Annotated in this window: 14 protein-coding genes and 1 pseudogene; 6 read left to right on the plus strand and 9 right to left on the minus strand. The window is 70.7% G+C overall.

The window, feature by feature from the left end; genetic code table 11:
- The 3 genes and pseudogenes from K0M70_RS05535 to K0M70_RS05545 form a co-directional block, all read right to left on the minus strand.
- Positions 1-239, minus strand: a pseudogene (locus K0M70_RS05535) (23S rRNA (guanine(2445)-N(2))/(guanine(2069)-N(7))-methyltransferase); the annotation flags it as partial.
- Entirely contained in the window at positions 236-757 is a 522-nt protein-coding gene (locus K0M70_RS05540) for a hypothetical protein (RefSeq protein ID WP_290780375.1), read from the minus strand. The pseudogene K0M70_RS05535 and the gene K0M70_RS05540, both read right to left, overlap by 4 nt.
- Entirely contained in the window at positions 754-1,260 is a 507-nt protein-coding gene (locus K0M70_RS05545; protein ID WP_290780377.1) for an MOSC domain-containing protein, read from the minus strand. Before K0M70_RS05545 ends, K0M70_RS05540 begins: the two co-directional genes overlap by 4 nt.
- Before the next feature lie 41 nt (positions 1,261-1,301).
- Here K0M70_RS05545 and K0M70_RS05550 point away from each other — a divergent pair, with 41 nt between their 5' ends.
- From K0M70_RS05550 to K0M70_RS05575, 6 genes are all read left to right on the plus strand, one after another.
- The gene (locus K0M70_RS05550) at positions 1,302-1,877 is read left to right on the plus strand and encodes an N-acetylmuramoyl-L-alanine amidase (protein ID WP_290780379.1); all 576 of its coding nucleotides are present in this window, start codon (positions 1,302-1,304) and stop codon (positions 1,875-1,877) included.
- A gap of 64 nt (positions 1,878-1,941) precedes the next feature.
- A complete protein-coding gene (gene tesB, locus K0M70_RS05555; protein ID WP_290780382.1) occupies positions 1,942-2,823 on the plus strand; it encodes an acyl-CoA thioesterase II in 882 nt (293 codons plus the stop codon).
- The gene (locus K0M70_RS05560) at positions 2,823-3,218 is read left to right on the plus strand and encodes a pathogenicity-like protein (protein WP_290780384.1); all 396 of its coding nucleotides are present in this window, start codon (positions 2,823-2,825) and stop codon (positions 3,216-3,218) included. Before tesB ends, K0M70_RS05560 begins: the two co-directional genes overlap by 1 nt.
- Before the next feature lie 135 nt (positions 3,219-3,353).
- Positions 3,354-6,101 carry a reprolysin-like metallopeptidase gene (locus tag K0M70_RS05565; RefSeq protein ID WP_290780387.1) on the plus strand — a complete coding sequence of 916 codons (2,748 nt, stop codon included), beginning with the start codon at positions 3,354-3,356 and terminating at the stop codon, positions 6,099-6,101.
- A 91-nt stretch (positions 6,102-6,192) separates the two neighbouring features.
- Positions 6,193-7,335 carry a sigma-70 family RNA polymerase sigma factor gene (locus K0M70_RS05570; protein WP_290780389.1) on the plus strand — a complete coding sequence of 381 codons (1,143 nt, stop codon included), beginning with the start codon at positions 6,193-6,195 and terminating at the stop codon, positions 7,333-7,335.
- Complete coding sequence (locus K0M70_RS05575) at positions 7,332-7,916, plus strand: hypothetical protein (RefSeq protein WP_290780392.1); 585 nt, start codon at positions 7,332-7,334, stop codon at positions 7,914-7,916. Before K0M70_RS05570 ends, K0M70_RS05575 begins: the two co-directional genes overlap by 4 nt.
- An 18-nt stretch (positions 7,917-7,934) precedes the next feature.
- On the opposite strand, the gene K0M70_RS05580 is transcribed toward K0M70_RS05575, so the two are convergent.
- The 6 genes from K0M70_RS05580 to K0M70_RS05605 all read right to left on the minus strand — a co-directional run.
- On the minus strand, positions 7,935-8,291 hold the full coding sequence (locus tag K0M70_RS05580) for a PilZ domain-containing protein (protein ID WP_290780394.1): 357 nt from the start codon (positions 8,289-8,291) through the stop codon (positions 7,935-7,937).
- Positions 8,288-9,286 carry a DNA polymerase III subunit delta' gene (holB, locus tag K0M70_RS05585; RefSeq protein ID WP_290780398.1) on the minus strand — a complete coding sequence of 333 codons (999 nt, stop codon included), beginning with the start codon at positions 9,284-9,286 and terminating at the stop codon, positions 8,288-8,290. The genes K0M70_RS05580 and holB overlap by 4 nt, the downstream gene beginning before the upstream one ends.
- Positions 9,283-9,915: a dTMP kinase gene (tmk, locus tag K0M70_RS05590; RefSeq protein WP_290780401.1), complete on the minus strand. Its 633-nt coding sequence runs from the start codon at positions 9,913-9,915 to the stop codon at positions 9,283-9,285. The genes holB and tmk overlap by 4 nt, the downstream gene beginning before the upstream one ends.
- The gene (gene mltG, locus K0M70_RS05595) at positions 9,912-10,943 is read right to left on the minus strand and encodes an endolytic transglycosylase MltG (RefSeq protein ID WP_290780404.1); all 1,032 of its coding nucleotides are present in this window, start codon (positions 10,941-10,943) and stop codon (positions 9,912-9,914) included. Before mltG ends, tmk begins: the two co-directional genes overlap by 4 nt.
- Positions 10,944-10,946: 3 nt before the next feature.
- A complete protein-coding gene (pabC, locus tag K0M70_RS05600; protein ID WP_290780406.1) occupies positions 10,947-11,774 on the minus strand; it encodes an aminodeoxychorismate lyase in 828 nt (275 codons plus the stop codon).
- Positions 11,771-12,962, minus strand: a 1,192-nt coding sequence (locus K0M70_RS05605) for an aminodeoxychorismate synthase component I (protein ID WP_290780409.1), incomplete at its 5' end; no start/stop codon positions are given. The genes pabC and K0M70_RS05605, both read right to left, overlap by 4 nt.

Raw genomic sequence — 12,962 nt, forward strand, 5'->3', positions numbered from 1 at the left:
CAGTCGATGGCGTGCACGCCCTGGTAGAGGTCGTTCTCGTTGGCGCAGTCGAACTCGGCCAGCGGCCACAGCACGCGGCTGGCCAGGCGCGAATGCATCACGGCGCGGTAGGCGGCCTCGGGCTCGCCGTCGGCGTTGGCACCGGCCAGCGCCGCGGTAGATTTCGCGGCCCCCAGGGCCACCAGCTCGTCGGCGAGCGGGTATTCCAGGCCCTTGGCGCAGGCGACGAAGAACTTCATGGCGCCAGCATCTGCAGGAAGCGACCAAACTCTTCGGCGCAGAACTCCACGTGCGCGGCCAGGCGGTGGCTGTCGGGCACCAGCACCAGGGTGTCCTGGCGGCGCTGGGCCCAGCGCACCACGTCCAGCGCCGGGATCAGCTCGTCCTCCCAGCCGTGGACGATGCGCGTGGGCACCATCGCGGCCTTGAGGTAACGTGGCTCGGCGTCGAGCGCGATGGGCGGCGCCATCAGGAACAAGCCATCCACGTGCAGCTCGCGCGAGACGTGCGCCGAGATGTAGGCGCCCATGCTCGAGCCGGCAAGCACCAGCGGCCGGCGCTCGCACAGATGGGCGCGGGCGCCCAGGCGCAGGATGCGGGCCGCCACGTCCCCCAGGGGACCCAGTACGTCGAGGTCGCGGTAGTCGGGGCGCTCGTGGGTCCAGCCCAGTGCGCCGGCCATCCGCGCCAGTGCCGCGGCCTTGCTGGCCTCGGGGCCGCTCTCGAGGCCGTGGGAAATGATGACGTGGCCGCTCATGCGTCGCCGTCCGCCAGGGCAACCAGTTCGTCGCCAATCGCGATCACGCCGTCCTTGACCACGCGCGCGCACAGGCCTCCGTGGCCGCGCATCGCGTTGTAGCCGCCCGCGCCCAGCGCCGTCTCCATGCGCGAACACGGGTCGCAGGGCTGGGTGCCTTCGAACACCGCTTCGCCGATGCGGAAGCGCCGGCCCTTGAGCGCCACCAGGGCAATGCCCGACACCACCACGTTGCGGCGCAGCAGCGCCGGCGGCACGTGGTCGTGCCCGCTGAGCGCGGCGATCGCCGGCAGGTGCTCCGCCTGGATCAGGGTGATGCCGCGCTTGCCGCTGCCGCTGCCGTAGCGGTCGCCCACCAGGCCCTTGCCGGCCACGACCCGGGCCTGGCCGACTTCGAGCATGGGCACGTCGCGGGCGGGGCGCAGGCCGATCCATTGGACCTGCCCGGCGCGCGGCAAGGTGGCCATCAGGGCGCCAAGCGCGGAGTCGGCGGGAAAGGGCATGTTTCAGGGCTCCGGAATGGTCGCAATGTTAGCATGCGGCCATGATCGCCGACCTGCCGCCCGACCCCGCGATGCACCTCTGGCCCCTGCCCTACGAGGAGCGACTGGAGGCGCGGCCAGCAGCGCGCATCGACCTGGTGGTGATCCACTGCACCGAACTGCCCGACCTGGCCATGGCGCGCGAATACGGCGAGCGCGTGCTGCACGCCAGCGGCACGGGCAACAGCGGCCACTTCTACATCGACCGCGACGGCAGCATCCACGTGTTCGTCAGGCCCGAGCGCACCGCCCACCACACCCGCGGTTACAACGAGCGCTCGATCGGCATCGAACTGGTGAACACCGGCCGCTACCCCGACTGGCTCGATACCCGCCACCAGGCCATGGACCAGGCCTACACCGACGCCCAGCTGCACGCCCTGCTGGCGCTTCTGGCAGCGCTCAAGCGCGACATCCCGACGCTGGAGTTCATCGCCGGCCACGAGGACCTGGACCGAGACACCGTGCCGTCGAGCGACAACCCGGACCGCCAGGTGCCGCGCAAGCGTGACCCGGGGCCGCGTTTCCCCTGGTCGCAGGTGCTCGACCACTCGCCCCTGGTCCGCATCCGGCCCTGAGGGTTCGGGCCGGGGCCGGCCCACGCCGCGGTCTATAATCCCGGTCTGAACCCCCGGAGTTGCCATGACCGCTTCCGTCGCCGCCGAACTGGTGGACCTGCTGACCCTCGAGCGCCTCGAGGAAAACCTGTTCCGCGGCCAGAGCCGCGACATCGGCACCAAGTACGTCTTCGGCGGCCAGGTACTGGGCCAGGCGCTTTCAGCGGCGCAGCAGACGGTCGACGCGGCGCGCCACGTGCACTCCATCCACGCCTATTTCCTGCGCGCCGGCGACGTCGAACATCCCATCGTCTACGACGTCGACCGCTCGCGCGACGGCAACAGCTTCTCGGTGCGTCGCGTCACCGCCATCCAGCACGGCAAGCCGATCTTCGTCTTCGCCGCGTCGTTCCAGGACGACGAACCCGGCCACGAGCACCAGCTGTCCATGCCTGAAGTGCCGCGACCGGAAGACATCGAACCGATGGCGGCACCGTCGGCCGAACAGCTGGCCCAGCTGCCGCCCAAGGCGCAGCGCTGGCTTTCGCGCATGGGGCCGTTCGAGATCCGCCCGGTGTACCCGCGCGACGAGCTCAAGCCGCCCAAGCGCCCGCCGTTCCACCAGGTCTGGTTCAAGCTCAACGGCCACGTCGGCGATTCACCGGTGCTGCACCAGGCGCTGCTGGCCTACGCCTCCGACTTCCACCTGCTGGGCACGGCGACGTTCCCGCACGGCATCAGCTACTACCAGGCCAACGTGCAGATGGCCTCGCTGGACCATGCGATGTGGTTCCACCGTCCGTTCCGCGCCGACGACTGGTTGCTCTATTCCATCGACAGCCCCAGCGCGCAGGGCGCGCGCGGCCTGTCGCGCGGCCAGATATTCACCCGTGAAGGCCGGCTGGTCGCGTCCACCGCGCAGGAAGGCCTGATACGCGTCCTCCCCGAAGAAAAAGGCAGCCACTGATGCGTCAGGTATTCACTTCGGTACGTCTGGAGAACGTCGAGCGCGTCGAAAAGATGCTCAACGACGCCGGCATCGCCACCAAGGTCAACCAGGGCCGCAGCTGGAAGGGCGTGAGCCGCCGTGAGTTCAGCTACAGCAACAAGAACCACGACCAGGGCCAGCAGCCGTCGCTGTGGGTGGTCAAGTCCGACGACTTCAAGCAGGCGCGCGAAATCCTCCACGAGGCCGGCCTGCTCGAAGCCACGCGCGACGCCACCTACCTGCCCGAACACCTTCGCTACGAGCCGTCCCGCAAGGCCGACCCGCTGGCCAAGATGTCGCGCCTGCGCATGGCGCTGCTGGCCATCGTGGCGCTGGTGGCGACCGGCCTGACCCTGTGGTCGGCGCTGGGCTGACGCAGCGCGGCGACACGCGCAACGATTCCACCGTGACAAACATGAACACCGCGGGCGCGTCGCACCGGGCATTTGGTTGAGGCCTGCCGGGACGCATGCCAGTATCGGGCAACGGAAACCCCCGAGCACGCGCCGATGCTTTCCATCCCCCTGCTGCGTTCCGCCCTGGTGCTGCTGGCCTGCGCAGGAACCGCGCAAGCCATCGCCGCAACCGCCGCGGCCAAGCCGCCGCGCCCGGTCACCCTGCTCAAGCTTGAACCGAACGTGCAGCGCGAGGGTCGGCTGCGGCTGCATTCGACCACGCTGCAGGCCGAGTCCCTGCAGGACGCCGCGCAGCCCGGCGGGCTGCTGGTGCTGCCCGATCCCGACGGCGCCCAGCTCAGCTATGACTACGTCTCGCATTCCGCACACGCCAGCGGTGACCTGACCTGGGTGGGCCGCGCCGAAGGCGCCGCCTTCGGCCAGGAAGCCGTGGTGACGATCGGACCCGACGCCGTTTTCGGCCGTCTGCCGCGGCCCGACGGCAGCGTGATGCTTCTGGAAACCGTCGGCGGCCGCGCCGTGCTGATGGTGGACGAGGGCGCTGCGCAGGGCGAACCGTCCGACGTGCAGGTGGACGACGCCCTCATTCCGCCAATGGACCAGCTGCGGTCCACCGCCAAATCCTTCACGGCGGCGGCGCTGCCGCCCGCCACGACGCAGGCCAACCCCAACCAGCTGGACGTGATGCTGGCCTACAATAGCGCCCTGGCGACCTACGTTGGCAGCGACGCCGCGGTGCGCACGCTGCTGCAGAACCGCATCGACGTGGGCAACACCGCCCTGGCCAACGGCGGCGTGGTCGGCCGCTTCCGCCTGGTGGCCACGCCGCGGGTTGATTTCCCCAACACCGGAACCAACAGCGACGCCCTTAGCGAGATCACCTACTGGCGCCGAACCACGGCGCAGGCCGTTGCGTTCCAACTGGCCACGCTGCGCCATCGCCACGGCGCCGACATCGTCGGCCTGGTGCGGCGATTCGACAAGGCCGAATCGGTGAGCTGCGGCAACGGCTGGCTCGGCGCTTACCAAGGCAGCGACATCGCGGGCTCGGTGGACTTCGGCTACTTCACCGCCAGCCACGGCACCAGCGACGGCTCGTTCTGCTCCGAGCGCACCATCGGCCACGAGATCGGCCACAACCTGGGCCAGAACCACGACATCGCCAGCAATGACAACGAACGCGACGGCGCCCACACCTACTCCCACGGTTTCCGGACCACGCCGCCGGGCGGCAGCGGTTTCTACACCGTCATGGCCTATCGCGACGGCAGCCAGGTGCAGGCGCTGACGTTCTCCAACCCCAACGTCACCCGCGCCGACTGCGCCAACCAGGCCTGCGGCGCGGCCGACGCCGACGTGGCGCGCAGCCTGAACATCACCCTGCCCGGCGCCGCGGCCTGGTTTCGTCCGGCCGACGAAGCCGTGCGCGACATCGCCACCACCAACGGCCACTTCGAAGTCACCCTGTCGGACCTGCCGGCCCTGACCGACGCCCGTTGGCGCATCGAATACGCCGGCTCCGGCCGGATGTTCGCCACCGGCCCCACCATCGCCGCCGCCGGCGCCACGCTCAAGGCGAAAGTCAGCTGGAATGCCCTGCCGGGCACGCCGACGACGCCGCTGGCGGCCCGCCTGGTGGTGGAATCGTCTCCGGGCGTGGTCGTCGCCACGCGCGACCTGCAGCTGCTGCGCCGCGACTGGGTGCCCGCTGCGCTCGCGCTGGCCGACGGCGTCCCCGCCACGGTCGCCGTGCCGGCCTGGAACCGCACCGTCGAAGAGAGCCGGCTGTACTTCCCGGTGCCGCCGCATTCGCGCAGCGTGCGGGTCCAGGTGACGTCGCAGGTGGACGTGGACCTGTATGCAAACATCATCTCCGATGACCTGGGGGGCTCGTCGCAGATCGGGGCCGGCAGCGCCCGCACCGCTCCCAGGGCCTCCGACACCAGCGCTGCCCTCACAAAGTTGATCGACATACCCACGCCCCGGACCGCCGGCGCGTCGCGCGTGATGGTGACGCTGGCGCGACCCAGCGCGGGCTCGCTCAGCTACGCCAACGCCACGGTGACCGCGACGATCCAGACCCAGGCGGCCGCGCCGGACTTCCGCAGCGGGCAGTACTTCAACCCCGAGCGGTCCGGCCACGGCGTGTTCGTCGATTTCGCAGGCGCCCAGTGGGTGGCTGTCTGGTACACCTACCTGGAGGACGGCACGCCCACCTGGTACTACGCCCAGGCCACCGCCCCGGCGCCTGGCGGCAGCGGCGGCTGGAGCGCCCCGATGTTCCGCATCGGCTGGAACGGCGCCGCCACCACGGCCACCGAGATCGGCCAGATGATCGTGACGCCGACCGGCCCTTCCTCGATGGTTTTCTCCTACAACCTCGACGGCGACAGCGGCAGCGAAACGATGGTGCGGCTGGGCGGCGGCAGCGGCTGCCCCACGCTGGAGGGCGCGCCGCTGGACGCCACCGGCCATTGGTTCTCACCCAGCCGCAGCGGCTTCGGCTACAGCGCGCAGTACGAACCGGACCAGGAAATCTACGCGGCCTACCTCTACGACGCCTCGGGCGTGGCGCGATGGCTGATCGGCGCCAAGCCTTGGAACGAAGCCGTCAACCAGGTGGCCCTGGAACAGCTGCGCGGCAGCTGCCCCACCTGCGGCTTCGCCAGCACGTCGTCCACGCTCACCGGCACGCTGACGCGCACGCTGGGCACCAACGCCGACGGCAGGCGCGGGCTGGCGCAGATCAGCGTGAGCGCTCCGCTGCTGTCGCCGCTGGCAGGCACCTGGACCCAGTCGCGGGCCACCGAACTGCTTTCGGCACGGAAGGACTGCCGCTGAGCCCCGCGGCACCGGCCCGGCCGGCGGCGGCGCGGCGGTCACATCCCGCGCGCCCCTGCGTCTTTGTGGGCAACACCCCACGGACATCGCCATGAGCACGCAAATCCTCGAATCCCTCATCCACTCCCACTACCCGGCGGCGGCGCGCGGCGACCGCGACGCTTACGGCCGCATCGTCGCGGGCTGCCAGAGCACCGTCACCAGCATCGCGCTGGCCATCGTGCGCGACGTGCCCACCAGCGAAGACATCGCCCAGGAAGCGTTCCTGTCGGCGTGGCAGAACCTGCGCAAGCTCAACAACCCGGCCAGCTTCCTGCCCTGGCTGCGCCAGATCACCCGCAACCTGGCCCGCGACCACCTGCGCGGCCAGGCGCAGCGTCGCTCGGGCACCGGCGACATCGAAGCGGCGCTGGCCGCCGTCGCCGATCCGCACCCTGGCCCGCCCGAACGGCTGGCGCATGCCCAGGAAGCCAGCGTCGCCGCGGATGTGATCGACCGGCTGCCGGAAGAGTCACGCGAAGTGCTGCTGCTTTACTACCGCGAGGGACAAAGCTCGCGCCAGGTCGCCGGCCTGCTGGGGCTGCAGGACGCGGCCGTGCGCAAACGTCTTTCGCGTGCGCGCCAGCTGGTGCGCGATGAACTGCTGCAGCGTCTGGGCGAATTCGCCAAGGCCTCGGCGCCCGGCGCCGGCTTCACCGCGGCGGTGGCTACCCTGCTGATGACCGCCGCCCCGCCCGCCGCTGCGGCGGCCACGCTTGGAATGGGCGCACTGGGCGCAGCCAACGGCGTGGCCAAACTGGGGTTCGGCGCACTCGGAGGTGCGGCGGCCGGCGTGGCCGGCGGCCTGCTGGGTGTCTGGCTTGGCATCCGCAAGCTGCTCGCGCAGCCGTTCGACGAACGTGAGCGACGCGGCGTGATCGCCTACGGGGTATTCACCAGCACCCTCACCGTGGCCTTTTCGATCGGCATCACCCTGCTGGCAAAAGTGCCCGGCTGGATCCCGCACCTGGCCACGTCGGCGGGCTTCGCGCTGGGCATCGTGTTCGCCAGCGGCTGGTGGTTTCCTCGCATCATCGCCCGCAGGCGTGCTCACGAACTGAGCGTGGATCCCGAGCGCGCGGCGCCGCGCCAGCGTCGCGAGAGGGTCCTGGCCTGGATAGGCGCGGGCGCCGGACTGAGCCTTGCCACGCTCGGGGTGCTGCTGGGCCTTTACCTGAGTGGGCGCATGGGATGAGGACCGCGCTGGCGCGAACGCTGTCCATCCTGGGCCACCCGCTGCTGGTGCTGCCTGCCGCCGCATTGTTCGTGGCGGCGGGCACGGGCCTGGGCCGGAGGCAATGGCTGTTGGCCGCTGTCACGCTGGTGCTGATGGCTTCGCTGATCCAAGGCTGGTCGTGGTGGCAGGTCCGGCGCGGGCACTGGCAGCACGTGGACGCCAGCCAGCGCCACGAGCGGCAGGGGCTGAATCGTTTTCTGCTGGTGCTGCTGGCGGGGGGCGCCGGCTTCTTTGCGCTGGTGTCGCCGCAGCCGGCGCTTTCCCTGGGCCTGGCCTGCGCCGCCGCGATCATCGCGGCCGGCCTGCTGCTGGCGTCCTGGCTGAAGCTGTCCCTGCACGCCGCCTTCGCCATGTTCTCGGCGCTGCTGCTCTGGGCGATGGGGCCTTGGCCGTTGGCCGCGGGGCTGGCGTTCACCGCCGCCGTGGCCTGGTCGCGCTGGGTGCTCGGGCGGCACCACAAACGCGAACTGGTGGCCGGCGCCGCAGCGGGCGCCATCGCGGGCCTGGCCTTCTGGTTGATCCTGCCGCGCCTTGCCTGACGCCAGGCCAGGACGGCATCACATGGTGTGCGTGGGCTTGTCCGCTTCCAGCGTGCCGGCCAGCATGGCTTCGATCTTGCCTTTCACCTGGTCGGCTTCCGAGGTTTCAGCGAACTGCACGCCGATACCCGCCACACGGTTGCCCTGCGCTCCGGCGGGCGTGATCCACACCACCTTGCCGGCCACGGGCAGGCGGTCTTTCTCTTCCATCAGCGACAGCAGGATGAAAACCTCGTCGCCCAGCGCGTAACGCTTGGCGGTGGGGACGAAAATGCCGCCACCCTTGATGAAAGGCATGTACGCGTTGTAAAGCGCCGCCTTGTCCTTGATTGCCAGCGACAGGATGCCCTGCCTTGCGCCTGCACCACCCGTCATCGCCTTGCTCCCTGGATCGCGGTTGCCTTGGACATGCTACGCCATTCGAGCAGCAGACCGGCCAAGGCCAGGTCATGCCGCAGCGCCGGGACCGACAGCTGATCGCGGGCCCGGTTGATGCCATCGAACCATGCGCACAGCGCCGTGAAATCGCCGGCCGCCGTCAAACCCGACGCGTCTCCCGCGCCCAGTCGCTCGGCCGCGGCGTCCAGCGCCAGCTCGGCGGCGAAGCGCAGGCGCAGCGCCGTGTGTTCGTCGCCCAGCCACCGCTGCGCCAGTTCAACCGGCGACTGCCGCGACTGCGACAGCGCGTTCAGATCGGCCAGCACCTGCCGGCGCAGCTCCAGCCCCCCGGTCTCCAGCCAGTCCGACGCCAGGCCAGGGTGGCCGCGCGCCGCATGCAGCGCCGGGGCCAGCGACGCTTCGCCGTGGCCCTGCGCGCGCAGCCAGTCCATCGCTTCGGCCTTGCCCGGCGGCCGGAACTCGAGCCGCTGGCAGCGGCTGCGGATGGTGGCGGGCAAACGGCCGGGACGATCGGTGACCAGCAGCAGGTAGCGGTCGCGGGACGGTTCCTCCAGCGTCTTGAGCAGGGCGTTGGACGCGTTGATGTTCATCGCGTGGGCCGGCGTGATCATCGCCACCTGGGCTGCGCCCATCTGCGGCGTCATCGAAAACCAGTGGCCCAGTTCGCGCATCTGGTCGACGATCAGCTCACTGCGGAGCTTGTCGCCCTTGTCGTTGGGGAGGTAGCTGGTGAACTTGAAGTCCGGATGCGTGCCGGCCGCAAACAGCTGGCAGCCGCGGCAGCGGCCGCAGGCCAGCCCGTCGGCGCCCGGGGTGGGGCAAAGCAGGCGTTGGGCAAGCCGGTTCGCCACGGCCTGCTTGCCCATTTTCGCCGCGCCGGAAAACAGCAGCGCGTGACCCAGCCGGCCCTCGGCCAGCGAAGCCAGCGCACCGTCGAACACGCGCTGCTGCCAGGGCGCAAAGCCGCTCACTTCGACGCCTCGATCCAGCCCGCCAGCGCGGCCAGTACGGCGCTGCGCACATCATCCACGGGTCGGCCGGCGTCTATCAGGCGGAAGCGGTCGGGTTCAGCCGCTGCGCGCGCCAGGTAGGTGGCGCGCACGCGTTCGAAGAAGTCGGCGCGCTCGCGCTCGATGCGGTCGGGCTCGCCGCCGCGCGAGCGCACGCGGGCCAGGCCCTCGGCCACGCCGACGTCCAGCAGGAACGTGAGGTCGGGCTTGATGCCGGCCGCCCAGCGTTCGAGTTCGGCAATCCGGGCCATGTCCAGCCCGCGGCCACCGCCCTGGTAGGCGAAGCTGGCGTCGGTGAAACGGTCGGTGAGCACCGCCGCCCCGCGCGCCAGCGCCGGCAGCACGCACTGGCGCACCAGCTGCGCGCGCGACGCGAACATCAGCAGCAGCTCGGTTTCGGGCAGCAGGTGGTTGCCGGGGTCCAGCAGCAGTTTGCGGATGGCCTCGCCCTCGGGCGTACCGCCGGGTTCGCGCGTCAGCACCAACTCGTGGCCGCGTTCGGCCAGGGCCTGGCTGAGCGCGGCCATCACGGTGGACTTGCCCGCACCCTCGCCCCCTTCGATGCTGATGAACAGGCCGCGGGTGCTCATCGGCAGCGCCGCAGCTGGTGGCAGGCGACGGCGCGGTTGTGCTCGGCCAGCGTGGCCGAGAACACATGGCTGCCGTCGCCGCGGGAAACGAAATAAAGCGTTTTTCCCGGCGCCGGGTTGGCCGCGGCCATCAGCGCATCGCGCCCCGGCATGGCGATGGGCGTCGGCGGCAGCCCGCCGCGCGTGTAGGTGTTGTAGGGCGTGTCGGTAGTGAGGTCGCTGCGGCGGATGTTGCCGTCGTAGGCGCTGCCCATGCCGTAGATCACGGTCGGGTCGGTCTGCAGGCGCATGCCCAGCTTGAGCCGCCGTGCGAACACGCCGGCGATCTCGGGACGCTCGGACGCCTTGCCGGTTTCCTTCTCGATGATGGAGGCCAGGGTCAGCAGCTGCTCGGGGGACTCGATCGGGATGCCCTCGGCGCGAGCCTCCCAGGCGTCGGCCACGGCCTTGTCCATGGCCAGCGCGGCGCGACGTAGCAGGTCCAGGTCGGTCATGCCGCGGGTGTAGTGGTAGGTCTCGGGCAGGAACCGGCCCTCGGGATGCTGGTCGGGCCGATCCAGCGCCGCCATCAGCGCGCGATCGTCCAGCCCGGGCAACTGTTTCACCAGCACGTCGTCGCTGGCCAGCGCCGCGCGCAGTTCGCGCAGGTTCCAGCCTTCGACGATGGTGAAGCGATGCTGGATGACCTTGCCACTCTCCAGCTTGGCCAGCAGTTCACGCGGGGTGATGCCGTGCCGCACGGTGTAGTCACCCACCTGCAGGCGCGCCACCACCTGCATCTCCTGGGCCAGCACTTTCCACTCCAGGTCGTGGCCTTCGTCGATGCCGGCCGCGCGCAGCTTGTCCAGGATGTCCTGGAATCCATCACCTCGCTCCACGGAAATGATGCGCTCGCTGCCGGCCAACCCGATGGGCGTGTCGGCGAAGCCGCTGTAGCGCTGCCAGGCCCAGCCACCAAAGGCCACGGCGGCCAGCAGTGTCAGCGCCACCAGCGCCTTGAGCACGCGATGCGAGGATGTCTTCGCCAAAACCTAGCTCCCGGGATCAAACGCCGGTTCGGACCGGCCCAGTCGCCGCTGCAGTGACGCCAGCGCCGGATGTGGCGCCCAGCTTCGATCGCCGAGTCGCCCGACCGGCAGGATACCCCGCACGGCATTGCACAGGAAAAGCGCATCCGCCGAAACCACGTCGGCCGGCGACAGCTCCGCCACGGCGGCGCTGGGCTCGTTCGCCAGCACCCAGGCCCGCGCGACGCCGGCAACGCCGCGCTGCTGCACCGGCGGCGTCAGCCAGCGGCCATCGCGCAGCGCGAATACGTTGGCGGCGGTGGCGCAGCCCAGTTGGCCGTCGGTATCAAGCATCAGGCCCTCGTGGATCGCCGGGTCGCGCCATTCACTGCGGGCCAGCACCTGCTCCAGGCGGTTGAGGTGCTTGAGGCCGGCCAGCGCCGGCTGGATCGCCAGGCGCGTGTCGCACCAGCGCAGCGCCAGCGATTCCGGCAAGGGCATGGGCGCGGCGTACAGGGACAGCAGCAGCGTCGGCTCGACCATTTCCGGCGGCGCATAGCCGCGGCCACCCGCGCCGCGGGTGAGCACCAGCTTGAGCACGGCGCGCGCAGGCGCCCGGGCCACGAACGTCGCAACCTGCGAGGCCAGCCAGGCCACGTCAGGCATCGGGATCCGCAGCCGCGCCGCGCCCTCCGACAGCCGAGCCAGGTGGGCCGGCCACCAGACCACCAGCCCGTCGTGCACCAGCGCGGTTTCGAACAGGCCATCCCCGTAGGCCAGGCCACGTTCACCGGCATCGAGCGCCGGCACGCGCCGCGTGCCCTGGAACACCAGCGACGCCAGCACGCTCATCCTGCGGCTCCCAGCGCCCGCAGCAGGCCGCGGGCCTTGGCGCGCGTTTCGTCGAGTTCGCGCCCGGCGTCCGAGTCCACCACGATGCCGGCGCCGGTGCGGAACTCAAGCTCGCGTCCCGCCAGCCAGGCGCTGCGGATCAGGATGTTGAGGTCCAGGTCGCCGCTGCGGCCCAGGTAGCCCAGCGCACCGGTGTAAGCGCCGCGCCCCTGCGCCTCGAGCTCGGCGATGATCTGCATGCAGCGCACCTTAGGCGCGCCGGTGATGGTGCCGCCGGGGAACACGGCGCGGATCACCTCGCCCGGCGTCGTTCCCGGACGCAGTTCGCCGCCGACGTTGCTGACGATGTGGTGGACGTGGGCGTAACTCTCCACCGTCATCAGTTCGTCCACCTGCACGCTGCCGGGCACGCAGACACGACCCAGGTCGTTGCGCTCCAGGTCGATCAGCATCACGTGCTCGGCACGCTCCTTGGGATTTCCAACCAAATCGCGGATCCGCTCGGCTTCGTCGTCGCCGGGAAAACGCGGACGGGTGCCGGCGATGGGACGGGTTTCAACGCGCGAACCGCGCACCGAAACCAGTCGCTCGGGCGACGAACTCAGCAGCGCCGCCCCGCCAAGCCGCAGCAGGCCGGCGAAAGGCGCGGGGTTGGCGCGGCGGAGCTGGTCGTACACCGCCGCCGGATCGGGGGCCTGGTCGAACTGGGCGCGCCAGGCGCGCGACAGGTTCACCTGGAACACATCGCCGGCACGCAGGTAGTCGTGGATGCGTTCCACGCCGTCCAGGAAGCGCTGGGGCTCGTCCTCGCGCAGGGTGGGTGGTTCGAAGCGCGGCCAGTCATCCCCGGCCCGCACCGGGGCAATGGACTCCAGCAGCGCAGCGGCGCCGTCTTCGGCCACCGCCAGGCAACGTCCGCTGCTGCGGTCGCGCAGCACGGCGGCCGGGCAGCGCAGCGCCAGGGCTACCGGCAGCGGGCCAGGCGCGGGCGGCAGCTGCAGGCTGGGTTCGACCTGGGCCGCAAGCTCGTAGGCCAGGAACAGCGCCCAGCCGCCCTGGAACGGCAGCGCGCCACCGTCGGGCGGTGTCTGCAGGGCAAGCCAGTCGGCGTCCAGGGCGGCCAGGAAATCACCGGCCACCGCGCTGCCGTCGAGGCGGCGGGTCTGGCCGTCGGCCTCCAGCCGCAGG

The organism is Arenimonas sp. (genome assembly GCF_019459675.1).
Taxonomy (GTDB): Bacteria; Pseudomonadota; Gammaproteobacteria; order Xanthomonadales; family Xanthomonadaceae; genus Arenimonas.